The following is a 25,807-nucleotide window of genomic DNA, read 5'->3' on the forward strand; positions in this document are numbered from 1 at the left end:
CGCGAGCACAAGAAGCTCGCTCTGCGCCAAGCCGCATGACCAGCATCATGGCCGCCCCATTTTGCAGAACTTGACGCACACAACCGAGTCATTGCGTCGCGCCGGTGGCCAGGAGGTTCGTGGACACGCCAAGCTGCGTGGGTAGTAAGATACTCGATGCCATCACTACGCGGGATTGACGGGTTGAGTGTTCCCGGACTGAAGTTTTTGGACAGGTGGGTTGCCGAGCAATTCCCCATTGCGGCGCCAGACGATCCGATCGCCGCCAGCGACTTGGCAGATCAATTGATGAAAGCGCCGAGAAGCGGCATCGTAGCGCCGGCTTCAACCGCGTGTGGTTATGTACCACGAAGCAGCAGAAAATGTGTTACGCGTTGTGGTTCCTATTGTGATACAAATCGGCCGTCGACAGCAGGAAAAGATCGTAAGAACAACAGCATATAGCCGAAGCCGATCCCAGCCAACGGTACATCGAATTTCCCGCTAAAGTCTTGATTGCCGATCCCGACGATCCACGAGAGATCAAGACCTGTATGCGCAGTCGGCAGGGCAGGAAGAGCCTGACTGCACACACCGCGGTGCGGATACCCGCGCCGCAGCTTAGGTTTCATCTTACTCCAGCGGTTCGTCGGTCGGCCGAGGCGTCGTGCCTGCCTGACGAGGACGGCCGGCATTGCGATTTGCAATACGGCTGTCGAGCGGCCATCTGGACGCTTGCTGGGCGCCAGCGGTCTTGGGTGCCGTCGGCTTGGCGCCGGAATCGCTGTCTTCAGCATCGCGACGGGGATGTGGCAGGCCGGCGGCGTCAGGCGACCTGACCGGGGGTGTGGCGGCCGGGTTTGTCGATGCGGGTTTATCCTTGGCCATTTTCAACTCTCGCCTTTTCAGCATGCAGACGGCCGGACAACAAAGTCGGGCCATTGGATAGAACGGTCAGCCGTGCGGGCGCATCACCACTTTGATGCAGCCGTCCTCCTTGTCGCGGAAGGTTTTGTAAAGCTCGGGCCCGGCCTCGAGGCCAGCCGGATGGGTGATCACGAATGACGGGTCGATATCGCTGTTGTGAACTTTCTGCAGCGATGTCGCGTTCATCCTGGATCGTCGGATCGGCCACCTGATCGCAGCGTATGTCGCCTTTGCCGTGCCATGTGAGGGCCTGCATGTGCTGTTCCTTGACGACAAGCTCTGCAAGCCCGAACTTGGCTTGATGTGAAATGTTCCCGCTTCGAACGAGCATCCGGCCTCAACCCTTGGCGGCCGAGCCGGGTTCGGCCATGCCGCAATGCTGCTCGGCCAGGGTGCCGGCCGGCGTTCCATGCGCCGCTGCAACCTGCAGCTTGTTTTTCCAGCCGCTGATCGCCTGCTGCCACGACCGCATCCCTGATCGCTTCGCAGGGCAGAGGTTTGGCGCAAGCGCAGGATCTGCTATCGCGCCAGCATCGCGGCGACAACGAACACGACGGCGGCAACGACGACAAGCGCGACAATGGCCAGCACCGGGCCGTTTTTACTCGGGGCCGGAGCGCGCTCGTCGTCCGGCCGCCGCATTGCATTGGCGAAGCTTGCTTGATTAGCGAAAGCCGGCGTGCCCGTCGCTGCGGGAACCGGCACGGCGCCGGTGTCTGCCGCTTCGGCATCGGTTTCCATAGGCGCCGCCGCCGGGTCGAATCCCGGCGTCTTGTCCTCTGTCACCCCAGACTGAATATCGCCTCTGTCTTCGGCCGGGTTACGTTCGACGTTCATGATGATGCTCCTGCCGCTGGCCCGGGCTTCCCCAACCGCGAGCGGATCAGGATGTTCCATCGGGCGGAATCGCCAACAACCAGGAGCAAATTTCAGATAGCCTTCAAACAGATGTCCCTGGTGGCAACGCGGGCCTTGCAACCAGTCAGCACCGGATTGGTGGTCTCGTTGTAATCGGCCATGGTCGGCAGCGCGGCAGATTCGGCAAAGTTCCAGTCTGGCTCGCAATGCCTGCTTACGCACACCGCCGCTCGTTGACCTTGAGCTGGCTCGTTCCAGCCACTCCAACCCAAATTGCCAGTCCGGCTCCAGGCGGCGCGCTGTTTGTATTCCGTGGGAACATCAACAGCGCCAGCGAGTTCGGTATGTGCAGCGAGTTCCCTGTTCGCCGCATGGCCAACGTCCGGAACTCTTGACCGTCTCGCGTCTTCGCTCCTGGAGCGCGGGCCACTCCTCTTAGCCCAAGGTTGCGATCATGAGCAGAAACATTCCGGAAAAGCGGGCCAGGCAGGGTGGCTTGGGGCGACCGGTCCTTGGCGTGCTCTTGGCCGGCCTTGTCTTGGCGCTCGTTGCCTGGGGGATCGCTGAAATCTATGGCGAGCAGGCTAAGACACCGGCGACACAACAAAACAGCCGGGTTCCATCGCCAGATACTTACAGCCCAAATCCTGGCCAAACGGACCCCGCAAACTCCAAGGCCGATGATGTGAATGGCGAACCGGTGGACCGAAATCCCAAGCTCGACAAGGATCCCACGCCGCGATCAAGCACTGGCGGGGATCAGCCAGGAACGCCGCCAACTCAACCTGCTTCGCCATAGCGTTCGCACTAGTTGATAAACACAATTCAAACAGATGCGGAAATGTGGAGCGGCGATTTCAGCCAATTTCAAGAGCCGGGTCTGTCAATAATCGCCGGCGCTCTCTGATAGCTGGGGAAACCTCCGCTGATTCTTACCGCTTGCTGGATGGCACTGGCGGCTCCAGACCGACTGCGCGCTGTGTCACGCCGGCAGACCTTTGCACCTCTGGGCGCTTTTGAACTTGCAAGTCGATGGAATCGGGCAAGCTGGGTGTAGATGATGCAGTCGTCATCCTATCGAGGTCCGGCAGCAACACCATCTTTGCGTAGCGTGGAGGAACCAGATGGCCTCCGAAAACAGCGAATATCCCGCACACGAATAAAGCGAGAAGCAGGGCCGTAAGCACATCTGTGAAAATCTCGACAAATCTCATGTGCTCGCTCCGCGCGTAAGGATCCCGCCGCGCTCTCGACAGTAAGAGCGGCGGGATCCTCAACCGGCGATGAAGGGACTTTGATCGACGGTCTTCTCCTAATGTGGCTTCCGGTTGCGTGTTCCCTGGTTCGGACCTTATCCACCGACTATGGGACTAAGGTCCGGAACCTAAATGGAACCAATGGGGAAGAGCGGAATCCATGTGCCTTTAAGAGGCTTCAACCTGAGGGCACGACGGCTGATCGTCAGCCTCCCGCCAGAGACAGTCCACGGGCGCGCTCGCGCAGCAACGCAAGCAGTTCGTCGCGCCGTGGCTCCGGCGTGTCGACGGGTAACACCAAACACAAGGTCCTTTTGATGGCGCCGTGGCCGTCACGGATGGGGGCCGCCATGCACCAGGTGAAACGGTCGGCCAAGGCTGTGGTCTCGCTGAAACCCTGCCGGTGGGCCAAGGCAACATCGGCAAAGAATTCGGCTGGTGCAATGATGCGGCCGTCGGGAAGCCTGTAGTCGCCAGATGGGATGAAATCCCTCAACTCTTGCTCGTTCATATGGCCGAGGAGCAGCCGTCCGGATGCCGTCCATGGGATCGGCACCTCAACCCCAACATCGCTTGAGATCCGGAACGGGCCTGGGGAATCTCTGCAGTCAAGAACGACGTATTTGTTGCCACGCAGGCCGCATAGCTGGACCGTCTCGCCTGTCTCGGCGGCCAACTTATCCAAGGTCTCGATGATGCGACGGTAATGGGCATTGTGATGTGAGTAGGCCCAGCCGAACAGATGCATGGCGCGTCCGAAATAGACGTAACCTTCACCGCCGACGTTTTCGAGCATTTCGGCGTCGAGCAGGCTGTTGACGATCTCGTAGGTGGTCGAACGCGGCGCGCCGATCATTTTGGCGATGTCGCCGACGCGCATTGGCGCGCGGTGCCGCAGCAACGCCTCGAGCAGCATGATGACGCGGTCAATGCCGCGTCGTCGTTCGCCGTTGCGCGGCTCCGCGCCGGCTTCCTTCCCGATCGCATCGTTAGTGCCGTCGCTCATGACCATCCGCCAAAATCATTTCGGTTCTCGTCTCAAGGCGCTTGAAAGATGTCAAGGCTCGGTCTAGCATCCAATTTGTCCGATATACAGACACATTGTCTGAAATACCAGACAAACTAACGAGCCTGACGCAGACAAATCCCGAGAGGACACACGGTTTCCAAGACCCGGCGACCGACGGGTTTCCTCGCCCTTGTTCTGCACGTCGAGGCCACAACCTCTGAAGGGAACAGTCATGATGAAATCACCGTTTTTCGCATCCGCCAGCGCGCTTTGCCTCGGTCTCGTGCTGAGCTTTGGCGTCGCCTCGCAGGCCAATGCCGCCGCCAACTGCATCAAGGGCGACCGCAAGGCGCCGTACACGATCGGCTGGGCCAACATCTATTCCGTGCCGACCTGGATGAAGCAGACCCAAGGCACGATCGAAGCCGAAGTCGAGACCCTGAAGAAGCAGGGACTGGTCGACAAGCTCGTCGTCACCGACGCTCAGGGCGATGCCAACGTCCAGATCCAGCAGATTCAGTCGATGATCGATTCCGATGTCGACGCCATCATCCTGATCGCCGGTTCGTCGACCGCACCGGCACGCGTTCTGGCCGACGCCTGCGCCAAGGGCATCGCCATCATCAACTTCGACAGCCTCGTCGACACCGACAAGGTCACCGCCAAGGTCAACACCGATTCTTCGCAATGGGGCGACCAGGCCGCCAAGTTCCTGATCGACGCCATCGGCGGCAAGGGCAAGATCCTGATCCTCAATGGCCCCGCCGGGGTTTCGGTCAGCGATGACAGGCGCAAAGGCGCCGACGCTGAGCTCAAGGCCCATCCCGACGTGACGGTGCTTGCCGAGACCAACACGCCCTACAACGTCGCGCCGGCACAGGAAGCCGTCACCAGCCTCCTCTTCGCCAACCCCGAGATCGACGGCATCCTGTCGCTCGGCGGCGCTCTGTCGGCAGGCGCCGTGCTGGCCCTCGACAAGCAGGGCCGTGAACAGGTGCCGATCACCGGTGAGAACGCCCGGCAGTTTTTGGAACTCTGGAAAGAAAAGGGCTTGAAGAGCTGGGCGACGATGCAGCCGAACTGGCTCGGCGCCTTCGCCACCTACACTGCCGTCCAGGCGCTGGAAGGCAAGGATGTGCCGGCTTTCGTCAAGATTCCGCTGCCGGTAATCGACAATTCCAACATCGACGAATACCTCGCCCGGGCCAAGGACTTCCCGGCTGACGGCTACATCTTTTCTCCTTACGATGAGGAGCTGTTCAAGAAGCTGCTGGCTCAGAAATAAGCCTGAAGGGTTGTAGCGTTGACAACCATGGCTCCGCTGCTCGCGGCGCGGGGTGTGTCGAAGTCTTTCTTCGGCAACCCCGTCCTGCGCGACGTTTCAATCGCTCTCCAGCCGGGCCGCGTGCATGCGCTGCTCGGCGAGAACGGCGCCGGGAAGTCGACCTTGATCAACCTTTTGTCCGGCGCCTTGAGACCGGATGGCGGGACGATCGAGGTCGATGGACGCGCGGTCTCACGCATGACGCCGGCTGTTGCGCGGCAGGCCGGCATCGCCGTCGTCCAGCAGGAACTCAGCCTGACGGCCAGTCTTTCCATCGCCGAAAATATTGGTCTCGGCGCCTATCCCAAACGGTTCGGCCTGATCGACTACCGCGAACTCGCTGCGCGGGCGAGGACCGCATGCGAACTTGTCGGGCTGCACGAGCCGCTGTCGACGCCGGTCGGGCATCTGTCGCTCGGCCGCCGCCAAATGGTGGAGATCGCCAAGGCGCTCTACCGCCGGCCGCGCGTGCTCATTCTCGACGAACCGACATCGTCGCTATCGGCAACCGAAACCAAAATTCTCACCGATCTGCTGCAGCGGTTGCGCGGCGAAGGCATCGCCATTCTCTACATCTCGCACCGACTGAACGAAGTCATGGCGCTGTGCCAGCACGTCACCGTTCTGAAGGACGGCACCTGCACGGCCGACCGCACCCTGGAAGGCACCGACGCCGCCGGGTTGGTTCGGCTGATGGTCGGCCGCGATCCCGGTGATCTTTTTCCGCAATGGCAGCCTTCCAGTTTGCCTGCCGACGCTATCTCTGTCCGAAATCTTTCGGCCGGCCTGATGCGCGACGTCGATCTTGATATCAAAACGGGCGAAGTGCTTGGCATTGGCGGCCTGGTCGGGCAAGGGCAGGAAGATCTGCTGCTCGGTCTCTACGGCGCCATTCCGGCACGGACGGCGTCGGCGACCGTCAACGGCGCCTCCGGCCTGCCCGGCGGCGTGCCGAAAGCCAACGCGCTGGGGCTGGCCTATGTGCCCGCGGATCGCAAGCGCGAGGGCCTGCACCTGATCCATCCCATCATCACCAACATGATGCTGCCCGCCTTTGCCAGGCTGCCGGCGCTGAAGCTGCGCAGCCGCCGCGCAGAGGGCGAGACGGCCAAAAGCCTTGCCGCCCAACTCGGCATCAAGGGTCACCTCGGCCGGGCGGCGCAGGCTCTATCGGGCGGCAACCAGCAGAAGGTGGCGCTGGCGAAATGGATGCCGCACGACCCGCTGGTGCTTCTGCTCAACGATCCGACGCGCGGCGTCGACGTCGAAACAAAACGTGAGATCTACATGATGCTTCGCAATTTCGCCGCCGCCGGCAAGGCGGTCGTGCTGCTCAGTTCCGACACGCCCGAACTCGTGCACCTTTGCGACCGTGTAGCCATCGTCCGCGAAGGCCGCATCGTCGCCATGCTGGCGCGTGGAGCGCTGAGCGAGGAAGCCATCGTCTCCGCGGCGATGGGCGCCGAACAGCGGAAGGTTGCGGCATGAACACATCTTCCTCCGCCCGGCAGACCGATGCGCTCTACTGGCCGGTGCAGATGCGTCGCAATGTCGGCGTGCGCAGCCTGTTTGCCGTCGTCCTGGTGTTTCTCATCGCCTATGGCGTCCTCTTTCCGGGTCTGTTCACGGCGTCCGGCTTCGCCAAATTCACGCAGAGCTGGTTTCCATTGGCTCTGGTCGCGATGGCGCAGGCGATCCTGATGCTCACCGGCGGCATCAGCCTGGCCATCGGCGCGACGGTCAGCTTGGGCGCGGTCATCGCCGCGACGACGATGGCCGGGCCGCTGGGCGTCGCCGGGGGCACTGCCGCAGTGGCGCTGACGGGCCTCGGCATCGGGGCGGCGACCGGCTTCATCGTGGTACGGCTTCGCCTGCCGGCGATCGTGGTGACGCTTGCCGGGTCGTTCATCATCGGCGGCGCCGCACTGCTGATCCTGCCGCGGCCCGGCGGCGCAATCCCGGCGTGGCTGTCCGACCTGCTTGCCGGCAACACACCGGCGGCATTCGTGCTGATGGTGGTCATCATTCTCCTGTGGAAGCTCTATCTCGCCACGCCGCTTGGCTTGAGCCTCTATGCCGCCGGCGAGAATCCGGTCGGCGCCTATCGCTCCGGCGTGCCGGTCGACGGCGCGCGCATTGCGGCCTATGCGATCAGCGGTCTGCTCTCCACTGGCGCCGGCTTGTTCGTCGCCGCACAGACCGGTTCGGGCGACCCGGTCATCGGCGCCGCCTTTACCCTGAACTCGATTGCCGCTGCGGTGCTCGGCGGCATCGGCTTCCTCGGCGGCCAGGGCACGATGCGCGGCGCGCTTGCCGGCAGCCTGCTGCTCAGCCTGATGATCAGCGTCATGTTCTTCCTCGGCTTCACGCCGGTCGCACAATATGTGGCCCAGGGCCTGATCATCATCGGCGCGGTCGCCATCCCGCAATTCCGCAAGGCACAGCAATGACAGCATGGAATGACAGCGCGGGCGGCAAACGCGCCCTGACGGTCCTGCGCAGCCGGCCGTTTCTCACCGTTGCCATCGTTGCCGCGGTCTGGATCGTGGCGAGCTTCGTTTCGCGCGGCTTCGGCGCTTATGGCCATCTGCGCTATCTGGTGGAGCTCGGCGCCGTCATCGGCCTGGTTGCCGCGGGCCAGACTTTTGTGGTGATCGCCGGCGGCATCGACCTTTCCGTCGCGGCCATCGTCACGGTCAGCGCCGTCAGCCTGCCGCTGCTGTCGTGGCAGGTGGATCCGACCGGCATCACCGCCATTCTTGCCGTTCTGGTGCTGACCACGGCAATCGGCCTGGTCAACGGGCTCGGCGTCGCTTTGCTGCGCGTCCACCCGATGATCATGACATTGGCCATGGCGACATTCTTGCAGGGTCTGTTGATCATCATCGCCGGCGGCAGCGCCGTGACCGCCGAGAACCCGCTGGTCCACTGGCTCGGCAATGGCCGGCCGGCCGGCATTCCCGCTGGCGTATTGTTGTGGGTGGTCGTCTCGGTGATCGTGCTGACCACGATGCATGCGACATCGCTCGGCGCCCGGATTTTCGCCATGGGCGCCAACCCACTTGCCGCGGCATTGTCCGGTGTTCCGGTCACGTCCACGACGCTTGCGGTCTACGGCATCAGCGGCTTCTGCTCGGGACTTGCCGGCGTGCTCGTGTTGGGCATGAACGGACAGGGCTATGTCGGCATCGGCGATCCCTATCTGCTCGCCTCGATTGCCGCCGTGGTCCTCGGTGGCACCTCGATCCTCGGCGGGCTTGGCACCTATGCCGGCACCATCCCCGGCGCCATCCTGCTGGTCACCATCACCGCGCTGATCACCGTCGTCAACGCATCGCCCGGCTGGCGCAGCATCCTGTTCGGCTCGCTGATCCTCGGCCTGCTGCTGCTCTCAGGCCGGGAGCAGGCGCGCCGATGACACATCGTCGAGCCGATAGATGCGCCTTGCGTTGCCGAAGAACAGCGCCGTCTGCTCGTCGGCGGAAAAGTCCGCTGTGATGGTTTTGAAGCCGTCATATATGTCATCGAACGAGGCATGCAGGCCGGCGACCGGAAAGTCGCTGCCGAACATGGCGCGACCGGTGCCGAAACAATCGATGCAATGCAGGACGACGGGCTTCAGGCTGTCGAGCGTCCAGTCATGATCGTAGGCGACCAGATCCGATATTTTGATGGCGACGTTGTCGCATTGCGACAGAAGCCGCAGCCCGTCGCGCCACACCTGCATGCCATCGGCGTCGCGGTCGATCGGGCTACCGCAATGGTTGAGCACGAATTGCTGATCGGGGAAGGCCCTGGCAAGCAGCCCCGCGTCGGCGAGCTGGCGCGGAAACACCATCATGTCGAAGGCCAGCCGATGCTGGCCAAGCAAGGCAAGCCCGGCGCGCCAGGCCGGATCGTCCATGATGCCGTCACGGGCCGCAAAACGGCGGGCAGGGTCGGGATCCCAGCTCAATATGTCGCGCACGCCGGCGACACGCTCGAACGCGGCTTGCGCTTCGATCAGCGCCGGCGCCTGGCGATCGGCGAGCGGCACGTGAACGACATAGCGGGCGGCGACGCCGCGCGATTTGTCGAGTGTTTCAAGCCAGCGCGTTTCTCCGATGCAGTCGCCACTCGCCCAGCCGGCTTCGACATGGACGGTGGCGACGACATTATGCCCTATGGCATCGCGCGCATAATCCCCGGGCAGATAGTTCCGCCGCAAGGGGCCAAGCTCGCCGAGGCCGCCGCGCTCGCTGGCCGTGGCGGCGAGCCAGGGATGCCGTCCCAGTCTGAGATCCCAAAGATGATGATGGGCGTCGATGATCGGTCCGGCGTAAGGTTCTGGCACGTATCTCTCTCAGGCTGTGACCGGCGATCGATCCTGGCTTCGTTCTGCGACGGTAAAAGGGTTAGCATCGCATGACTGAAAACTCACCGGTTCCAGCCCTTTCGGTGCGCGAAAATTTTCGGCTCGACGACCGCATCCGCGGCGTGCCTCCCGGCACAACCGGGCTGGACAGCAGCCTTGTCGCGGCCGAGCACTGGCATCCGGCCGATGGACGCATGGCGCTTCCGGTGCTGACCCTCGACGAGGCGGCCTTCTCCGCCAATCGCGACCTGTTCCTGCGCTATGCGCGCAAACACAATGTTGCGATCGCTCCGCATGCCAAGACGCCGATGGCGCCCGATCTTACCCGGTCGCTGGTCGAGGCCGGCGCATGGGGCACGACGGTCGCCGACATCAGGCAAGCGACAGTGATGCTGAAGGCCGGCTTGACACGGCTGATCATCGCCAATGAGGTTGGAGGAGCCGGCGGCGCCAACCGGCTGGCCGTGCTTGCTGGTGCCTGGCCGGATGCCGAGCTCTATGTCTTTGCCGACTCGGTCGACGCCGTGAACGCGCTTGCCGAGGCTTGGCGCGCCAATGCGGCGCTGCCGCCGCTGCGCGTGCTGGTCGAACTTGGTGCGGGCAGGGCGGGCGCCCGCCCCACCGCGCAAGCCGAGGCCATCGCCGATGCGATCACGGCTGCCGGCGGGCGGCTGCTGATCGCCGGCGTTGCGACCTATGAAGGGGCGGCGGCGCAACCCGAGCCCGGTCGCACCGATGAGGTGATATCCGGCCTGCTGGCAATGACCGCCGACATGTTCCTGCGGCTGCGTGCCCGCGTCGGCGGCGACGCACCGCTGATCGTCACAGCCGGCGGCTCCGCCTTCTTCGACCAGGTGGTCGCGGCGCTTGCACCCCTCGTTTCCAGCGACGGCAACGCAACGCTGGTGCTGCGCAGCGGCGCCATCTTCTTCCACGACCACGGCACCTATGACCGTTCGCTCGGCGCCCTCGATGCCCGCAAAGGTTTTGCCATAGGCGGCATCAGCGCTTCGGCGCGGCATTCCTTTCGCCCTGCGCTACGCCTTTGGGCCGAAGTGCTGTCGCGTCCGGAGCCGGGCCTTGTCATCTGCGGCATGGGCATGCGCGACGTGTCGTTCGACCAGGGCTTTCCAACGCCGCTCACCGTCTTTCGTGCCTGCAAGCCGCTGCCGATGCCGGCGGCGCGCGCCGAGGTGGTCAAGCTCAACGACCAGCATTCCTTCCTGTCGATTGCACCGAGCGACGACGTGGCCGTCGGCGACGTCGTCGAATTCGGCATCTCGCATCCCTGCACCTGCCTCGACCGTTATCGCGTGATCTTCGGCGTCGACGCGACCGGCCACGTCCGCCACGCTTTCCCCACCTGGTTCGGCTGACCAGATCCCCCAAAAAGAGAACCTCGAAAGGATCCGATATGATCAAGTATTTTCAGTCCGGCTCGCGCATGTCGCAGGCAGTCGTCTATGGCGGCCTCGTTCACATAGCCGGCCAAGTGGCCAACGATCGCAAGGCCGGCATCGAAGGCCAGACCAGCGACGTGCTTGCCAAAGTCGAGGCGCTGCTGGTCGAGGTCGGCAGCAGCAAGTCGAAGTTGGTGGCGGTCAACATCTTCCTGCCGCAGATCGGTGATTTCGAGGCCATGAACAGCATCTACGATGCCTGGATCGATCCTGCCCGCCTGCCGGCGCGGGCCTGCGTCGAGGCGCGGCTTGCCGACCCTGATCTCCGCATCGAAATCACCGCGGTCGCGGCGGTCTGACCATGCACACCGGCCTCGCCCACACGCTCGATTTCGACCGCGACGGCAAGACGCTCAGCCATCTAAGCATTCCGTTCTCGATCGATCGCTCGCCCTACTTTCAGGTCAAGGTGCCGATCTGCCTCATCCGCAATGGCGACGGCCCGTCACTGCTTTTGATGGCCGGCAATCACGGCGACGAATATGAGGGCGAGCTGTCGCTGGCAAAACTGGCGCGCCGGCTCGATCCGAAGCGGATCAAGGGCCGCATCACCATCATGCCGATGGCCAACGCCCCTGCGGTGATGGCCGCCAAGCGCTGCTCGCCGCTCGACGGCGGCAATCTCAACCGGGCGTTTCCCGGCGATCCCTCGGGAACGCCGACAAGCCGGCTCGCCAATTTCCTTGAGACGGAGCTGTTTCCTCGTCACGACGTCGTCTTCGATATCCATTCGGGCGGCACGTCGATGGAGCATCTGCCGACCGCGCTGGTCGAACGCAACGCCGATCCCGAGCGCCACCGGCGTGGCGTCGAGCTGATGCGCACGCTCGGCATGCCCTACGGCTTTATCGCTGACAACGGCCAGGCCTCGCCAACCTCGATGGGCGCAGCGCGCCGCGCCGGCGCCGTCGGCGTCAGCGGTGAGTTCGGCGGCGGTGGCACCGCAACGGTCGATTCGATGGCGATCACGGCCCGCGCACTCGACCGTCTGATGATAGCAATGGGTGTGGTCGGCGCGCCGGTTCTTGGCGCTAGCGAAAAGCATTCGGCGCCGACAAGGCTGCTGTCCCTGTCCAGGCACAGCCAGGGCCTCTATGCCACCCGCCGCGGCTGGTTCGAGCCCGCCGCCAGGCTCGGCGACAGTGTCACTTCAGGACAATTGGCCGGCTGGTACCACGATCTCGAGCGGCTCGATGTTGCCGAGGAGGCCCTACATTTCGCCGAAAGCGGCTTGGTGCTGTCGCGCCGGCTGCACACGATGTGTGAGGCGGGCGACTGCCTAATGCAGGTCGCAGAGCCGGTCGACGGCTGAGCCAAACCCGGATCAGGCAGAGGATATTCCATGCAGCAACTGTCCATGTGGACCTATCCCTGGGACATCCAGGATCTCGGCCTGGAGACGGTCGAACGTGATCTTGTCGGGCGCGCCGGGCTCAACATGATCAGCCTGGCGACATCCTATCATGCCGGGCGCTTCCTGCAGCCGCGCAGTCCGCGCCGCAAGGCCTATTTCCCTGAGGACGGCACCATCTATTTCAAGCCGACCGCAGCGCGCTGGGGAAGTCTAGCCATCCAGCCCAAGGTGGCTGACGTGATCACCGAGGGCGGCGACGTGCTCGGTCAGCTCATCCGCCGTCGCGACGCGGGCGGACTAGGCGTTTCGTGCTGGACGGTCTGCCTGCACAACACCCGCCTGGGCATGCTGCATCCGCAGGCCGTCACCCGCAACGCCTTCGGCGATGCCAATTACTACAATCTCTGCCCGTCCCATCCCGATGCGCGCGCCTATGTCCGCGCGCTGATCGCCGACATCTCGCACAGCTACCGGCCGGACCGGATAGAACTTGAAAGCCCGTCCTTCATGGGCTTTGCCCATGAATACCATCACGAGAAGGACGGTGTCGGGCTGACGCCGGAAGACGATTTTCTTTTGTCTCTGTGCTTCTGTCCGTCCTGCGTCTCCCGTGCGGCAAAAGCCGGCATCGATGCCGAGGCGGCGAGCAAGCTCACCAGGCAATGGATCGTCGAGACCTGCGAGCGTGCGGTGCCTGAGCGGCGCTTTCCCAATTTTCCCGCCTGCGGGCTCGACGCCTTTGCCCCATGGCCGGAACTCCATGCCTATCTCTTGTGGCGATTCGAGCCAGTGACCAGCCTGGTCGCCGAACTGCGCGAGGTAGCCGATCCCACGACGCGGGTCGTTATTATCGATCTGAAAGACGGCTGGCTTGGCGGTTGCGATCTGGCAGCGCTGGGCAAGGTCTGCGACGGGGCGATCCTGTGCGCCTACGACATGCAGGCCGGCGATGTCGCCAGCCTGATGGCGGCCGGCCGTGCGGCACTGGGCGCGGACAAATTCCTCGGCGCCGGCTACCGGCTGTTCTATCCGGAAATGGCCCGCCCCGACATCCTGGCGGCCAAGGTGAAGCCGGCGCTGGCGCCCGGTGTTGACGGCATCAATTTCTACAATTACGGCCTCATTCCAGCCGCGCGGCTCGACTGGATCGGCGCTGTTCGGCGGTCTTGAGCCAGCCGGCCAATGCTCGTCGGCCACGAGGCGTTGAGGCCGGATTCGGGCGCGAGCGCTGCCAGGTGAATCAAATCAGCGAAACCTGAAGCGATCCATGATGTAATCCGGGTAGGCGTCCATCGTGTCGAACAGATCGAACAGGTCAGGGGTCTCCGCCAATATTCCTGACAGAACCAGCACCGTGGCCACGCCGGCAGCAAGTCCGCCTGCGATGTCGTGTTCGACACTGTCGCCGACGCAGACCACAGTGCTGCGGTCTGGATTGCCTGCCACCGCTAGCGCGGCGCCGAATATGGCGGGGTAAGGCTTGCCGATACGCGTGACGCTACCACCGAGGTCCTCGTAGAGATCCGCCAGCCGGCCGGCGCCGAAGCGCGGCCCCACTGCCGTCAGCATGATCTTGTCAGGGTTGGTGCAGAAGCATGGCACCTGCCGCACCGCAGCCGGCGCAAGAAGCCGGCGATAGTGCTCAAGATCGTAGCGGTCGCCCTCGCTGGCCGAAATCAGCACCAGCCCGGCATCGTCACCGTCCTTGGTCAATGCGAACGGCAGACCTTCGATCGCCGAGCGGTCATCGTCGCGGCTTATCAACAGGCATTTCGTGTTTGGAAGTAGCCTTCCGGATATCCCCATGTCGTGGAAGAACTCCCACGCGACCTCGCCGGAAGAAACAAAATGGTCCCAGCTTCCCGGTACGAAGCCGAGCTTTAGCAGCCGGCTCTCGTTGGGCCCCGCCCGCTTGCCGGAGTTCGAGATCAGCACAATGGTCTTGCCGGCGCGCTTCAGCGCCGACAGTGCTTCCACCGCCCCTGGATAGGGGCTGGTGCCGTCATGCAGCACGCCGAACTGATCGAGCAGGAAAACATCATAGCGCTCGGCCAGCTGGTTGACGCCGTTGAGGTGTTCGACTGTTTTCGCGCTCATAGAAGCCCCGCCGCGCTTGCGCCCGTCAGCGCCAGCCGCGCTGTGCCGGCGGCGGCTTCGTCCGAAAGTGCCGGCAGGAAATCAACACCAAGTCTGCGCTGCCGGATCGCCGTCCAGGCGGCATTCGCCGCACCGCCGCCGACGCTTCTGACCGACGTCAGCTGCGGCGCGCCGAGCTCGGCGAGCCTGTCATAACCGAGCGCCTCGATCGCGGCGATACCCTCCAACATGGCTTTCAGATAGTCGGCGTCCTCGACCGGTCGCGGCACAAGACGCGGCGGCAGTGCCGGATCGGCGATCGGAAAGCGTTCACCTGCAGTGGCAAGAGGATAGTAGTCGAGGCCGGTCTCGGTCATCGGGTCGATCGCCATGCTCAGCTCGACGATGCGCGCCAGAGGGAAATGCTGTGTCAGCACCTTGCCGCCGGAGTTCGATGCGCCGCCCGCCAGCCAGACATCTCCAAGCCGATGGCTGTAGATGCCGAAGCGTGGCGCCGAGATAGGCCGGTCGGACAGGATCTTGACGGTCAACGACGACCCCAGCACGGTGACGCCGTCGCCTATTGCCGCGGCACCTGTCGCCAGGAACGAGGCGCAGCCATCGGTCGTTCCGGCGACGACGGCGATTTCGCGCGGTAAGCCGAACATATCCGCGGCATCTGCGGTTAGCTTGCCAACGACATCGCCCGGCCTGACGACGCCGGGCAGCAACTCCATGCGCATTTCGGTGGCCGCAATCCAGTCCGGCCAGCAGCGGGCCGTGATGTCGTAACCGGTTTTCAAGGCATTGTTCTCGTCGCTGACATCGAAGCGACCGGAGAATTGTCCCGCGATCCAGTCCGCCTGATGCAGCACCGCGGCAACACCGGGCGTGCGCTGGAACCAGAGCGCCTTGGCGAGACCGGACGTCGCCCCAAGTGCGGCACTGGTCGCTGGGGCTTCGCGAGCGATCGCGACCAGAATGGCGTTGTCGGCGACCGTATCGTTGTACATCAGCGGCTCGGCCAGCGGCCGCCCGGCGCCGTCGACCGGCAGCAACGTACCTGAAGTGCCGTCAACAGCGATCGACCGGACCGCTGTTCGGTCGATGCCCGAAAGCAGTTCCGCCAGCGCTGCGCCGACCGCTGACCACCACACGGCAGGGTCGCGGGCATTCCGGCCAAACAACTCGAGCGAAACGGCGGAACGCGCGGCAATGGAAAAATCCGGACGCATGGCGACCGCACGCGCGCCGGACGTGCCGATGTCGATGCCTATGGCAAGAGGCGTGTCAGCGGCTGGCGGCATTGAGTTTCTGGCGATACTTCTCGGCGTCCCAGTTGACCAGTTCATCGTTCTCGGCGGCGGTGAGGTAGTTCAGCCGCGCTGCAATGTCGATGCGTGCCGTCACGTCGGCAAGGCAGCGTTGCATGGCGTCGGCGCCGGCACTGGCGTCGCCGCGCATCAGCACGCCCAGCCCGGGAAACAGGATCGCCACGGGCTTTGCACCGCACCGCTCGATCACGCGCGGCACATCCTCACCGGGCTTTGCCACCACCGACCCCCGACCCAGAAAGATGACGTGATCGGGGTAGAGGCTGCCCCCCGACGCCATGCGGCGGCTTTCGGGATCGATGGCTACCGCGTGCGCCTCGATTTCCGCCGGCAGCCTGTAACCGGTTTTCCCGGCCAGCGCCGCCAATCCCGCAACATCCGGTTCCGCCACTTGGCGCGCCGGCCGCGCCAGAAGCAGCGTGACGCGGCGCAGCAGCACTTCGGCCTCGGCGACGGTATCGGCCGCGACGACCAGCCCGTGATTGGCAAGGATCAGCACGTCGACCCCAGCCTGAAGCCGCTCGGCAATACCCTGGGCAAGCGGCAGGCCTGGCCGGAAATAAGGAACATACGCCCATTTGAGACCATCAAGGCGTCTGGCGGCTTCCACCTCGCAATTGGCCTGTACCGCCAGCGAAATGGTTTCGACGCAATGGACATGCAGGACGACGCGCTGCGGCATCAGCGCGTGAACGGTGGTTTCAATCGAAGGGCGCAGGCGCCGGGCGTTGAGCGTCTCGATGGCGAAGATTTGCGGCTGGTCGGCGGCGCTGTCGCGCTGTTCGACAGCCCTGAGCAGCGGCGCCATCGCCACCGGCACCATGATGTCTTCGGAGAGCGCATCCTTCAGCCATGTGCCGGAAGCCTTGATCCACAGCGTGTCGCCGGCTTTCAGCGAGGTGTTGCCGCCGGCGGCCTGGGTCAGGTTTGGGCTGCGCCCGATGCTGGCCGAAAGCGCCCGCAAGGCAGCCATTTCCTGCGCATCCGCATAGGTCGCCATGGCGCATTTCCTCTATCAGCCCCGCCAGCCTCGCAGCTTCGGATACCCGTCGTGGGATGTTGATGTGTATCGCAGATGCGAGCGACTTACGTCAATAGTGATCTAATGTCATCAAAGGTTCTTGCAATCGGAAAGATGTTGAGTAAGTTACGTCAAACGCCGTGGCAAAAACGGCTTCCGGGAGGAAAACGATTGAGCGACTCCGGCCGCCAGCGTCAGATCGTCGAGTTGCTGCGGGATCGCCCCTTCGCGTCGGTGCGCGAACTGCAGGAGCAGCTCGGCGTGTCGGCGGCGACGGTGCGGCGCGACATCGACAAGATCGACGAGGCCGGTGAAGCACGGAAGGTCTATGGCGGCATCTCGGCGCTCGACGGCGCTTCACAGGCGGGTGTTGCCTATGCCAGACCCTATGACGAGAACCGCGACCTCGCGGTCGAGGCCAAGCGGCAGATCGCCGCTCTCGCGGCCACGATGGTGCGCGACGGCGATGCGGTCATCGTGCATGGCGGTTCGACCTGCTTCCACCTTGGGGTCAAGCTGGCTGAGCGCAGCATCCGTCTCTATACCAATTCGATGCCGCTCGCGGCCTATCTGAGCGACCACGGCCATTGCAGCCTGACCGTTGCCGGCGGCGATCTGCATCGTGAGCCGGGCATCATCCATTCACCGACCCAGGCGGAGCCGTTCTACGCATCGAAGTTCTTTCTCGGCGCGCAAGGCCTTGGCCAGGAGGGCGTGCTGGAATCGCACCCGCTGCTGGTCCGCTCCATCGCCGATCTCAGCCTGTGTGCCGACCAGATCGTGGTGCTGGCCGACAGCCGCAAACTGTCGATCCACGCCCGTAACATCGCGCTGCCCTTGTCGCGCATCGGCACGCTGGTGACCGATGACGGCCTGTCCGACGTCGACGCTCGCATGCTGGAAGACGCGGGCGTCATGGTGCGCATCGCCTCGGCTTCGGGAGCCATCCAGTGAAGATGGCCGTCCTCGATTTCGGCAAGACCAATTCGAAGCTGTTCGTCTTCGCTCAGGACGGGCGCATCGTCGACGAGCGCCGGACCCGGCCGAACTGGATGCGCAAAGATGGCTTCAGCGTGCTTGATGAGGCAGCACTTCACGATTGGGCGGTTCGCGCCGTAAGCGAGGCCGCCGACATCCATGGCGTAGAGGGCGTGATGGTGTCGGGCCATGGCTGCACCTTTGCCCTGATCGACGAGGCGGCGCTGACGCATCCGATACTCGATTACGAGCAAGAGCCGCCGGCTGATATTGCCGCGCAAATCGATCGCCTCGTTCCGGATTTCACCGAGACCTTCTCGCCGCGATTGCCGCTCGGCTTCAACTGCGGTCGCCACATGCTGTGGCTACAGGCGGTGCAACCCGGTGCATTCATGGCCGCGAAATCGATCCTCGGCTATCCACAATACTGGAGCTGGCGGTTTGGCGGCCGGGCGGTCTCGGAAGTGTCCTATCTCGGCTGCCACTCGCATTTATGGGCGCCGCGCAAGCGCGACTTCAGTTCGCTGGTCGACATTGAGGGCTGGCGCGACCGGATGCCCGCTTTCGAGCGGGCGGGCTCGGTTGTCGGCGAGCAACGCCTCGGCGATACGAAGCGGCGGATCGCCATCCACAATGGTGTCCATGACAGCAATGCCGCGCTCCATGCCTATCGCCGGCAGGAGCTTGGCCCGGTCACCGTCGTCTCGACCGGCACCTGGGTCGTCGTGCTTAATCCGGATTGCCTGCTCGACGCGCTCGATGGCCAGCGCGACATGCTGGTCAATGTCGATGTCGACGGCGGCCCTGTGCCGACCATCCGCTTTATGGGCGGGCGCGAATTCGCCACGATCAGCGACGGCTGGCAAGGCGCGATCGCGCCGGCGACAGTGCAGCGGGTGATCAACGCCGGCAGCATGGCGCTGCCGAGCTTCGCGCCGGGCGGCCCAATGCCCGGCCGCGCCGGCAAATTGGTCGGCCGCATGCCAAGCGCCGAGGAACGCGCAGCCGTGGCGCTGCTCTACGTCGCGCTGATGGTCGACCTCTGCCTCGACCAGATCCATTCGGATAACACCGTGATCGTCGATGGCGGACTGAACGCTGGCGGCCTGCTCGCCGGGCTAGTGGCGCAACTGCGTCCCAGCCAGGCCTTCCTGCAAGGGGCCACACTGGAGGGCAGCGCCACCGGGGCGGCGGCGCTGGCCTTCGAGACCGTCGGCCGCGAATTTGCCGCGGAAGTGCCGGAGCCCGTGCGTGCCGCAAGCTTCACCGGACTTGCCCGATATCGCGACACATGGCGTGGCCTCATCGGCGAGCAGGGCATCCCCCGCGCGGCAGCGGGAGGCGCACGGTGATCGTCGCTGCTCAGGCCGAAGTCACGCGCCAGCCAGTGCTGGAAATGCGGCACATCTCGAAGACGTTCGGGCCAGTCCGCGCCTTGCAGGACGTGTCGCTGACCGTCCATGCCGGCGAAGTCCATGCGCTGATGGGTGAAAACGGTGCCGGCAAGTCGACTTTGATGAAGGTGCTGTCCGGTGCCTATCGGCCTGATGCCGGCGGCGAGATACTGATTGACGGCGTGCCGGTCGCCACCGGCGACCCGATCAAGGCGCGGGCTCACGGCATTGCGGTTATCTATCAGGAACTGTCGCTGGCGCCCAACCTGACGGTCGCGCAGAACATCTTCCTCGGCAATGAGCCGAGGCGTTTCGGCATCGTCGACCGCGACCAATGCTACCGGCGCAGCAATGAGATCATCAAGCGTCTCGGCGTGTCCTTCACCGCAAGAGCCCAGGTTTCCAGCCTGTCGCTCGGCGAGCGTCAGCTGGTCGAAATCGCCCGCGCGCTTTCGACCAGCGCGCGCATCATCGTCATGGACGAGCCAACCACCTCTCTGACCTCGCGCGAGACCGACCGTCTGTTCGAGGTCATCGCGACGCTGAAGTCGCAAGGCATCGCCATCATCTACATCAGCCACCGCATGGAAGAGGTCTACCAGTTGGCCGACCGTGTCAGCGTGCTGCGCGACAGCGGCTATGTCGGCACACTCGAGCGCGCCGAGCTGAACGCCTCGCGCCTCGTCTCGATGATGGTTGGCCGCGACCTGTCCGCTTTTTACAGGAAGGATCATCGCCCGCCGGACAGCAAGCGCGCGGTCGCCTTGTCGGTGCGCGGCATGGCGGACGGCAATCTCCTGAAGAACTGCTCCTTCGAATTGCACAAGGGCGAGGTACTGGCTCTGGCTGGCCTTGTCGGCTCGGGCCGCACCGAACTCGCGCGACTGATCTTCGGCGCCGACAGACGCATCGCCGGCACGCTGGAACTCGACGGCAAGCCCGTAACCATCGGCTCGCCAAGCGAGGCACTGAATGCCGGCATCGCCTATCTCACCGAGGACCGCAAGGAGCTCGGCCTGTTCCTCGACATGTCGATATCCGACAACATCAGCATGGGCGTGCTGGCCAGGGATGCGCGGCCCGGCGGCTTGCGGGATTTCAAAGCCGCCGAGAGACGTGCTGCCACGGCCGTTTCGGATCTCTCCATCCGCACCAGGTCGGTACAGGCCAATGCCGGTTCGCTGTCGGGCGGCAACCAGCAGAAAGTGTTGCTTGCCCGCCTGCTCGAGACCGAGCCGCAAGTGGTCATCCTGGATGAACCGACGCGCGGCGTCGATGTCGGAGCGAAGTCGGAAATCTACCGGCTGATCGACAATCTCGCCAAAAAGGGCATCGCCATCCTGATGATCTCCAGCGAACTGCCGGAGGTGATCGGCGTCGCCGACCGCGTGCTGGTAATGCGCGACGGCACGATCGCCGGCGAGGTGACGGCGTCCAAAGACCAGCCGCTGCGCCAGGAAGCAATCATGGAACTTGCAACGGGAGCGGCCAAGGGATGACCGACAAGGCGACCGAGATCAGTGGCCAGGCTGTCGGCAGGAGCCGGCGGTTGCGCACCGCCTTCGCCGCCCTTGGCATGCTGCCGATCCTGATCCTGCTGGCGGTCGGCTTTCAGTTGATGAACGCGCGCTTCTTCACCCAGACCAATTTGCTGATCGTCATGCAGCAATCGTCGATCAACATTGTGCTGGCAGCGGGCATGACCTTCGTCATCCTGACCGGCGGGATCGACCTGTCCGTTGGCTCGATACTTGCCGCCTCGGCGATGGTGGCGGTGATGGTGTCGCTGGTGCCTGATTGGGGACTGCTGGGCGTGCCGGCGGCCATTCTCGTCGGCCTCGGCTTCGGCGTCATCAACGGGCTGCTGATCGCCTATATCAGACTGCCGCCCTTCATCGTCACGCTGGGGTCGCTGACCGCTGTGCGCGGCGTCGCCCGCCTGCTCGGCCAGGACACCACGGTGTTCAACTCGGACCTGCCGTTCGACTTCATCGGCAACGGTACGCTGTTCGGCGTTCCCTGGCTGGTCATCATCGCCTTGTCGGTCGTGGTGCTGTCCTGGCTGGTGCTCAAGCGCACCGTGCTCGGCACCTGGATCTATGCCGTCGGCGGCAATGCCGAAGCGGCGCGGCTGACCGGCATCAAGGTGCCGCTGGTGCTGCTCTTTGTCTATGGCGTTTCCGGCCTGCTGGCCGGCCTTGGCGGCGCCATGTCAGCGGCCCGGCTTTATGCGGCCAACGGGCTGCAACTCGGCCAGTCCTACGAGTTGGATGCCATCGCCGCGGTCATTCTCGGCGGCACCAGCTTCGTCGGCGGCGTCGGCTCGATCTGGGGCACGCTGATCGGCGGCCTGATCATAGCGGTGCTCTCCAATGGGCTTATCTTGGCCGGTGTCTCGGACATCTGGCAGTACATCATCAAGGGATTGGTCATCATCGTGGCAGTCGCCCTCGACCGCTACAGGCTCCAGGCAGGAGCGAGAACGTGATTGACCTTGGTCGCCGGCGTAAACGACCGGTTTGTGTAACGCACCGTGAGAGGCGCGGGGCAATTGGAGGAAAGCAATGAAGACCATCGCTAAACTGCTCTGCGGCGTCGCACTCGCGGCTGCCGCCATCGCGCCCGCATCGGCCAAGGACCTCAACAAGGTCGGCATCTCGGTCGGCCTGCTCGGCAACCCCTTCTTCGTCGCCACCATCAAGGGCATCGAGGACGCGGCCAAGAAGATCAACCCGAAGGTCGAGGTGACGTCAGTGTCGGCCGACTACGACCTCAACAAGCAGGTCTCTCAGGTCGATTCCTTCATCGCCGCCGGCGTCGACGTCATCATGCTCAATGCGGTCGATGCCAAGGCGATCGGCCCGGCGGTGAAGAAGGCGCAAGCAGCGGGCATCGTCGTTGCCGCCTTCGACGTCTCGGCGCCAGGCGCCGACGTCACCGTCATGACCAACAACGTCAAGGCCGGCGAAGAGGCCTGCCAGTATCTGGTCGACCACACCGGCGGCAAGGGCGACTACGTCATCCTCAACGGCCCGGCGTCGTCGTCGATCCTGGAGCGGGTGAAGGGCTGCAAGGACGTCCTTGCAAAACACCCCGACATCAAGATCCTCTCCGACGACCAGAATGCCGAAGGCTCGCGCGACGGCGGCCTGAAGGTCTTCCAGTCGCTGCTCACCCGCTTCGACAAGATCGATGCGGTGTTTGCCATCAACGATCCGACGGCGATCGGCGCCCAGCTTGCGGCCAAGCAGCTCAATCGCTCGGAGTTCATCTTCACCGCAGTGGATGGCGCTCCCGATATCGAGAAGGAACTCGCTTCCGGCACCTCGATGATCAAGGCCTCGGCTTCGCAGGATCCCTACGTGATGGCTGGCCAGTCGCTGACGATGGCGGCTGAGCTGCTTGCCGGCAAGAAGCCGGCGGAGCCGACCGTGCTGCTCGACCCGAAGCTGATCACGGCCGAGAACCTGAAAGATTACAAGGGCTGGACCGCAGCCCGCTAAGCCTCCCAAGGCCGATGCGGCCGGGGCAACCCGGCCGCATCTCAATTCCAGAAACGGGAGACGATCATGTCGCGCATCGGTATTCATTCCTTCGTCTGGTCGGCGAGTTCGGCGCAAGGCGACCTCGAACGGACGCTGGCCAACACCAAGGAGGCCGGTTTCGACCTGATCGAGTTCTCCTATCTTGACCCGGCCAATGTCGACGTTGGCGGGCTGGCCAGGCGCATCGCCGACCTCAAGCTTGGCGTGGCGATCAGCATCGGCCTGCCGGCCGACGGCGACATTTCGAGTGCCGACAAGGCGGTTGCCGCGCGCGGCGTCAAGATCCTCAACGAGACGATCGCGCTCACCCGCGATCTCGGCGGCCAGAAGATTGGCGGCATCCTCAGTACCAGCCACGGCTTGCAGACGCAGGCGCCGACGCGCGATCAGTGGAACCGCAGCGCGGGGACACTTGCGAAGGTTGCGGAGACGGCCAAGGCCGCCGGCGTCACGCTCAATCTGGAGATCGTCAACCGCTTCGAAAGCAATCTGCTCAACACCGCTTCACAAGGCCTGGCCTTCATCTCGGACACCGGCTCCGACAACATCTTCCTCCATCTCGATACCTTCCACATGAACATCGAGGAGGCCGATGTCGGACTGGCTATCCGCCATGCCGCTGACAAGATCGGTTATGTCCATATCGGCGAGAGCCATCGCGGTTTCCTCGGCACCGGCAATATCGACTTTGCCGCCATCTTCGATGCGCTGACCGCGATCGGCTATAGGGACGACCTCAGCTTTGAATCCTTCTCGTCGAAGATCGTCGACGAGAACCTGTCACGGAAGACCGCGATCTGGCGCAATCTGTGGTCCGACAATATGGAATTGGCCCGGCATGCGCGCGCCTTCATCTCAATCGGTCTGGAGACGGCGCAGCGAAAGGCAGAGCTTGTTGCATCGAGACATCGTCCTTAGCAGGAGCGCGCTGCCAAAGCGCCAATGTTGTCGTTCATCCGGCCCGCGCCTTACGTGCAAGGAATCGACGTCGGAGGCGCTGAGTGTGGCGGAGGCAGTCGAGCGGGGTGACGCTGACGAGAGCTTTCTGATTTTGGCCCACGAAACGCAATAAAATCAACATCTTCATACGCCCTCCGGGGCCATCCAATCTCCATACTGGACGGGGATGACGTTTGACACAGCGCGGCGGAAAGCAGCAGGATGGCTGATAGAGTCGACATCGCATAATGATGTCACTATATAGCGGCGGCTTCGACCGTGTAGCTGTGGCAGTGTACCACGAAGCAGCAGAAAATGTGTTACGCGTTGTGATCCCTATTGTGATACAAATCGGCCGTCGACAGCAGGAAAAGATCGTAAGAACAACAGCATAGAGCCGATGCCGATCCCGGCCAACGCACCACTCTATCAAACAATCAGAACGTGCTCATTGAACCCTTCCCTTCATTCGGCTCTTCGGACCTCCGACAAGATCAACTTGCCGGGCGAAGCCGACTCGGTTCGAATGGCAGCATGCATCCTTTACCGGGTGCGGACGTTTACGGTTACCAACCGGCATAGCCGCCAGGGAAAAGCAGTATGAGTGAACATGCGATCGAGTTCTTGCGCGGATGGATCGGTGAAAAGGTCCACTGCCAGCACTCGCCGGTAAAGATCGAGAAGCAGGCCGAGACCCTCGCCAAGGAGTGCGCGGCCAAGGCCGCTGAGGTCGGCATTCCGCTGGAAGATATCCAGGAAGAAGTCGGCGACATCCAGGAACTGATCGCATCGCGGCTCGAAGAGGCGGCCGAGGCCGACCAGAGCAACGCGGCCAAGCCGTGACGCAACAGGCCTGGCGCCGCCAGGCCTTGTCCTCTATCCAAATCGATCTTTCAGCCAGGCCTTCGGCAGCGCCGGCACGAAATTGCCGTCGCGTCCGCTCATATCCTCATTGGCGACCATTGCATTGAGGATCGCCTCCTCTACGCCTTGCGCCACCGCATCGAAGAACGGATCGATATCGACGTCCGGGATGTAAGCGGCGTTTGCGGTTCGTCCCGACGGTGCAAGTGCTGCTTGCGGATTGGCGGTGGTGAAGGCCAGAAAAATGTCGCCCGAACTGTGGTAGCCGAAGCCGCCTGTCATGGCGATGCCGAGCGGCACGCGCTTTGCCAGCCGCTTCAGCTGGTGCGGCAGAAATGGCGCATCGGTGGCGACGATGGCGATGATCGAGCCCTTTTCGGCACGCGGCGTGCCTTCGCGCATCGCCGGCTCTACCAGATCGGGCCCGACGCGGGCGCCGCGCAGTGTGAAATTGCGCCGCTTGCCGAAATTCGCCTGCACGAATACGCCGACCGTATGCCTGATGCCCTGCCACTCGACGATGCGCGATGCCGTGCCCGAGCCGGCCTTGAAGCCAAAGGCAATCATGCCGGTGCCGCCGCCGACACTGCCTTCCTCGATCGCTCCACCGGCGGCACCGTCGAGCGCGGCTTCGACATGTTCGAAGCCGACGTGATGACCGTTGATGTCGTTGAGGAAACCATCATAGGTCTCCGCCGCAACCGGCAGGCCCCAGCCGCTGTCGAGCGCCGCCGGCAGCACGCGTTGCATCCAACGCAGCGTGCCGTCGCGGGTGACGCCGCAGGAATGCGTGTTGGTGATCGTGACGGGCAGGTTGAAGGCGCCGACTTCCTCGATAATGTGCGACCCCGTCAACTCGCCATTGCCGTTCTGGCTGAAGACACCGGCAAACACCGGCGTGGCGAGCTCAGCCAACGGCCGCGGCAGGATGGCGGTGACGCCGGTGCGCACCGGCCCCGTGCCAACCTCGAGCAGACCCTCGCCGGAAATCAGCGTCGCATAGCCGACCGATACGCCGGGCACATCGGTGATGGTGTTGAAGCCGCCCGGCGTGCCCTCGAAGGCAATGCCGAAAGCACGGGCGCGCGGCTTGCCCGCCGGCGTTTGAAGATGCGGGTCATGTCCGGTCATGCGG

General features: G+C 63.7%; 23 protein-coding genes and 2 pseudogenes. 16 read left to right on the forward strand and 9 right to left on the reverse strand.

Annotated elements, in window-relative coordinates; genetic code table 11:
- Nucleotides 1-933: 933 nt before the first annotated feature.
- The 3 genes and pseudogenes from NKI88_RS25675 to NKI88_RS31865 form a co-directional block, all read right to left on the reverse strand.
- Nucleotides 934-1,056 (reverse strand): annotated as a pseudogene (locus NKI88_RS25675) (glutathione-dependent formaldehyde dehydrogenase); the annotation flags it as partial.
- Between the two features lie 187 nt (nt 1,057-1,243).
- Nucleotides 1,244-1,357 (reverse strand): annotated as a pseudogene (locus NKI88_RS25680) (SDR family NAD(P)-dependent oxidoreductase); the annotation flags it as partial.
- Between the two features lie 68 nt (nt 1,358-1,425).
- Nucleotides 1,426-1,986 carry a hypothetical protein gene (locus NKI88_RS31865; protein ID WP_502909490.1) on the reverse strand — a complete coding sequence of 187 codons (561 nt, stop codon included), beginning with the start codon at nt 1,984-1,986 and terminating at the stop codon, nt 1,426-1,428.
- Between the two features lie 232 nt (nt 1,987-2,218).
- Here NKI88_RS31865 and NKI88_RS25690 point away from each other — a divergent pair, with 232 nt between their 5' ends.
- The gene (locus tag NKI88_RS25690) at nt 2,219-2,563 is read left to right on the forward strand and encodes a hypothetical protein (protein WP_081726829.1); all 345 of its coding nucleotides are present in this window, start codon (nt 2,219-2,221) and stop codon (nt 2,561-2,563) included.
- 662 nt (nt 2,564-3,225) lie between these two features.
- Here the strand turns inward: NKI88_RS25690 and NKI88_RS25695 are convergent.
- Nucleotides 3,226-4,032 carry an IclR family transcriptional regulator gene (locus tag NKI88_RS25695; protein ID WP_023723361.1) on the reverse strand — a complete coding sequence of 269 codons (807 nt, stop codon included), beginning with the start codon at nt 4,030-4,032 and terminating at the stop codon, nt 3,226-3,228.
- A gap of 229 nt (nt 4,033-4,261) precedes the next feature.
- Between NKI88_RS25695 and NKI88_RS25700 the strand changes: the two genes are divergently transcribed.
- The 4 genes from NKI88_RS25700 to NKI88_RS25715 are packed head-to-tail and all read left to right on the forward strand — an operon-like array spanning nt 4,262 to nt 8,771.
- Nucleotides 4,262-5,314: an ABC transporter substrate-binding protein gene (locus tag NKI88_RS25700; protein ID WP_023748647.1), complete on the forward strand. Its 1,053-nt coding sequence runs from the start codon at nt 4,262-4,264 to the stop codon at nt 5,312-5,314.
- Nucleotides 5,315-5,341: 27 nt separating this feature from the next.
- Nucleotides 5,342-6,841 carry a sugar ABC transporter ATP-binding protein gene (locus tag NKI88_RS25705; RefSeq protein ID WP_198031631.1) on the forward strand — a complete coding sequence of 500 codons (1,500 nt, stop codon included), beginning with the start codon at nt 5,342-5,344 and terminating at the stop codon, nt 6,839-6,841.
- Nucleotides 6,838-7,803, forward strand: coding sequence for an ABC transporter permease (locus tag NKI88_RS25710; RefSeq protein WP_352658197.1), 966 nt, complete (start codon nt 6,838-6,840; stop codon nt 7,801-7,803). The genes NKI88_RS25705 and NKI88_RS25710 overlap by 4 nt, the downstream gene beginning before the upstream one ends.
- Entirely contained in the window at nt 7,800-8,771 is a 972-nt protein-coding gene (locus tag NKI88_RS25715; RefSeq protein ID WP_023748645.1) for an ABC transporter permease, read from the forward strand. Before NKI88_RS25710 ends, NKI88_RS25715 begins: the two co-directional genes overlap by 4 nt.
- Here the strand turns inward: NKI88_RS25715 and NKI88_RS25720 are convergent.
- The gene (locus NKI88_RS25720; RefSeq protein WP_023692366.1) at nt 8,745-9,686 is read right to left on the reverse strand and encodes an amidohydrolase family protein; all 942 of its coding nucleotides are present in this window, start codon (nt 9,684-9,686) and stop codon (nt 8,745-8,747) included. The genes NKI88_RS25715 and NKI88_RS25720 overlap by 27 nt on opposite strands.
- 71 nt (nt 9,687-9,757) lie before the next feature.
- Between NKI88_RS25720 and NKI88_RS25725 the strand changes: the two genes are divergently transcribed.
- The 4 genes from NKI88_RS25725 to NKI88_RS25740 are packed head-to-tail and all read left to right on the forward strand — an operon-like array spanning nt 9,758 to nt 13,691.
- Entirely contained in the window at nt 9,758-11,083 is a 1,326-nt protein-coding gene (locus NKI88_RS25725) for an alanine racemase (protein ID WP_352658201.1), read from the forward strand.
- A gap of 38 nt (nt 11,084-11,121) precedes the next feature.
- Nucleotides 11,122-11,466 carry a RidA family protein gene (locus tag NKI88_RS25730; protein WP_023686804.1) on the forward strand — a complete coding sequence of 115 codons (345 nt, stop codon included), beginning with the start codon at nt 11,122-11,124 and terminating at the stop codon, nt 11,464-11,466.
- Nucleotides 11,467-11,468: 2 nt separating this feature from the next.
- Nucleotides 11,469-12,479, forward strand: coding sequence for a succinylglutamate desuccinylase/aspartoacylase family protein (locus NKI88_RS25735; RefSeq protein ID WP_352658204.1), 1,011 nt, complete (start codon nt 11,469-11,471; stop codon nt 12,477-12,479).
- Between the two features lie 30 nt (nt 12,480-12,509).
- On the forward strand, nt 12,510-13,691 hold the full coding sequence (locus NKI88_RS25740) for a hypothetical protein (RefSeq protein WP_352658207.1): 1,182 nt from the start codon (nt 12,510-12,512) through the stop codon (nt 13,689-13,691).
- A gap of 75 nt (nt 13,692-13,766) precedes the next feature.
- On the opposite strand, the gene NKI88_RS25745 is transcribed toward NKI88_RS25740, so the two are convergent.
- Genes NKI88_RS25745 through NKI88_RS25755 form a run of 3 tightly spaced genes read right to left on the reverse strand, consistent with a single transcriptional unit; the run spans nt 13,767 to nt 16,931 of the window.
- The gene (locus tag NKI88_RS25745; protein WP_352658210.1) at nt 13,767-14,618 is read right to left on the reverse strand and encodes a TIGR01459 family HAD-type hydrolase; all 852 of its coding nucleotides are present in this window, start codon (nt 14,616-14,618) and stop codon (nt 13,767-13,769) included.
- The gene (locus NKI88_RS25750; RefSeq protein ID WP_031196131.1) at nt 14,615-15,904 is read right to left on the reverse strand and encodes an FGGY-family carbohydrate kinase; all 1,290 of its coding nucleotides are present in this window, start codon (nt 15,902-15,904) and stop codon (nt 14,615-14,617) included. Before NKI88_RS25750 ends, NKI88_RS25745 begins: the two co-directional genes overlap by 4 nt.
- A complete protein-coding gene (locus tag NKI88_RS25755) occupies nt 15,888-16,931 on the reverse strand; it encodes a class II aldolase/adducin family protein (RefSeq protein ID WP_023681852.1) in 1,044 nt (347 codons plus the stop codon). The genes NKI88_RS25750 and NKI88_RS25755 overlap by 17 nt, the downstream gene beginning before the upstream one ends.
- A 192-nt stretch (nt 16,932-17,123) precedes the next feature.
- Here NKI88_RS25755 and NKI88_RS25760 point away from each other — a divergent pair, with 192 nt between their 5' ends.
- The 7 genes from NKI88_RS25760 to NKI88_RS25790 all read left to right on the forward strand — a co-directional run bounded on the left by NKI88_RS25760 (nt 17,124) and on the right by NKI88_RS25790 (nt 24,651).
- Nucleotides 17,124-17,906, forward strand: coding sequence for a DeoR/GlpR family DNA-binding transcription regulator (locus tag NKI88_RS25760; RefSeq protein ID WP_023701285.1), 783 nt, complete (start codon nt 17,124-17,126; stop codon nt 17,904-17,906).
- The gene (locus tag NKI88_RS25765) at nt 17,903-19,282 is read left to right on the forward strand and encodes an FGGY-family carbohydrate kinase (protein WP_352658214.1); all 1,380 of its coding nucleotides are present in this window, start codon (nt 17,903-17,905) and stop codon (nt 19,280-19,282) included. The genes NKI88_RS25760 and NKI88_RS25765 overlap by 4 nt, the downstream gene beginning before the upstream one ends.
- Nucleotides 19,283-19,326: 44 nt before the next feature.
- Nucleotides 19,327-20,823 (forward strand): sugar ABC transporter ATP-binding protein, encoded by a 1,497-nt coding sequence (locus NKI88_RS25770; protein ID WP_352658255.1) that lies wholly within the window; start codon nt 19,327-19,329, stop codon nt 20,821-20,823.
- The gene (locus NKI88_RS25775; protein WP_023715631.1) at nt 20,820-21,812 is read left to right on the forward strand and encodes an ABC transporter permease subunit; all 993 of its coding nucleotides are present in this window, start codon (nt 20,820-20,822) and stop codon (nt 21,810-21,812) included. Before NKI88_RS25770 ends, NKI88_RS25775 begins: the two co-directional genes overlap by 4 nt.
- A gap of 76 nt (nt 21,813-21,888) precedes the next feature.
- Entirely contained in the window at nt 21,889-22,827 is a 939-nt protein-coding gene (locus NKI88_RS25780) for an ABC transporter substrate-binding protein (protein ID WP_023670567.1), read from the forward strand.
- A gap of 66 nt (nt 22,828-22,893) precedes the next feature.
- Nucleotides 22,894-23,787: a sugar phosphate isomerase/epimerase family protein gene (locus NKI88_RS25785; protein ID WP_352658217.1), complete on the forward strand. Its 894-nt coding sequence runs from the start codon at nt 22,894-22,896 to the stop codon at nt 23,785-23,787.
- A 621-nt stretch (nt 23,788-24,408) separates the two neighbouring features.
- Nucleotides 24,409-24,651, forward strand: coding sequence for a DUF768 domain-containing protein (locus NKI88_RS25790; protein WP_023670565.1), 243 nt, complete (start codon nt 24,409-24,411; stop codon nt 24,649-24,651).
- A gap of 33 nt (nt 24,652-24,684) precedes the next feature.
- On the opposite strand, the gene NKI88_RS25795 is transcribed toward NKI88_RS25790, so the two are convergent.
- Nucleotides 24,685-25,803, reverse strand: coding sequence for a DmpA family aminopeptidase (locus tag NKI88_RS25795; RefSeq protein WP_352658220.1), 1,119 nt, complete (start codon nt 25,801-25,803; stop codon nt 24,685-24,687).
- Between the last annotated feature and the right edge of the window lie 4 nt (nt 25,804-25,807).

This window comes from Mesorhizobium sp. M0317, assembly GCF_040321555.1.
GTDB lineage: Bacteria > Pseudomonadota > Alphaproteobacteria > Rhizobiales > Rhizobiaceae > Mesorhizobium.

Excerpts from the sequence above, each read along its gene's own strand:
- NKI88_RS25735 (WP_352658204.1), top strand. The coding sequence starts at position 11,469 with ATGCACACCGGCCTCGCCCACACGCTCGATTTCGACCGCGACGGCAAG.
- NKI88_RS25690 (WP_081726829.1), top strand. The coding sequence starts at position 2,219 with ATGAGCAGAAACATTCCGGAAAAGCGGGCCAGGCAGGGTGGCTTGGGG.
- NKI88_RS25740 (WP_352658207.1), top strand. The coding sequence starts at position 12,510 with ATGCAGCAACTGTCCATGTGGACCTATCCCTGGGACATCCAGGATCTC.
- NKI88_RS25695 (WP_023723361.1), bottom strand. The coding sequence starts at position 4,032 with ATGGTCATGAGCGACGGCACTAACGATGCGATCGGGAAGGAAGCCGGC.
- NKI88_RS25785 (WP_352658217.1), top strand. The coding sequence starts at position 22,894 with ATGTCGCGCATCGGTATTCATTCCTTCGTCTGGTCGGCGAGTTCGGCG.
- NKI88_RS25770 (WP_352658255.1), top strand. The coding sequence starts at position 19,327 with ATGCGGCACATCTCGAAGACGTTCGGGCCAGTCCGCGCCTTGCAGGAC.
- NKI88_RS25775 (WP_023715631.1), top strand. The coding sequence starts at position 20,820 with ATGACCGACAAGGCGACCGAGATCAGTGGCCAGGCTGTCGGCAGGAGC.
- NKI88_RS25790 (WP_023670565.1), top strand. The coding sequence starts at position 24,409 with ATGAGTGAACATGCGATCGAGTTCTTGCGCGGATGGATCGGTGAAAAG.
- NKI88_RS25715 (WP_023748645.1), top strand. The coding sequence starts at position 7,800 with ATGACAGCATGGAATGACAGCGCGGGCGGCAAACGCGCCCTGACGGTC.
- NKI88_RS25755 (WP_023681852.1), bottom strand. The coding sequence starts at position 16,931 with ATGGCGACCTATGCGGATGCGCAGGAAATGGCTGCCTTGCGGGCGCTT.
- NKI88_RS25750 (WP_031196131.1), bottom strand. The coding sequence starts at position 15,904 with ATGCCGCCAGCCGCTGACACGCCTCTTGCCATAGGCATCGACATCGGC.
- NKI88_RS25710 (WP_352658197.1), top strand. The coding sequence starts at position 6,838 with ATGAACACATCTTCCTCCGCCCGGCAGACCGATGCGCTCTACTGGCCG.
- NKI88_RS25725 (WP_352658201.1), top strand. The coding sequence starts at position 9,758 with ATGACTGAAAACTCACCGGTTCCAGCCCTTTCGGTGCGCGAAAATTTT.
- NKI88_RS25745 (WP_352658210.1), bottom strand. The coding sequence starts at position 14,618 with ATGAGCGCGAAAACAGTCGAACACCTCAACGGCGTCAACCAGCTGGCC.
- NKI88_RS25730 (WP_023686804.1), top strand. The coding sequence starts at position 11,122 with ATGATCAAGTATTTTCAGTCCGGCTCGCGCATGTCGCAGGCAGTCGTC.
- NKI88_RS25780 (WP_023670567.1), top strand. The coding sequence starts at position 21,889 with ATGAAGACCATCGCTAAACTGCTCTGCGGCGTCGCACTCGCGGCTGCC.
- NKI88_RS25795 (WP_352658220.1), bottom strand. The coding sequence starts at position 25,803 with ATGACCGGACATGACCCGCATCTTCAAACGCCGGCGGGCAAGCCGCGC.
- NKI88_RS25700 (WP_023748647.1), top strand. The coding sequence starts at position 4,262 with ATGATGAAATCACCGTTTTTCGCATCCGCCAGCGCGCTTTGCCTCGGT.
- NKI88_RS25705 (WP_198031631.1), top strand. The coding sequence starts at position 5,342 with ATGGCTCCGCTGCTCGCGGCGCGGGGTGTGTCGAAGTCTTTCTTCGGC.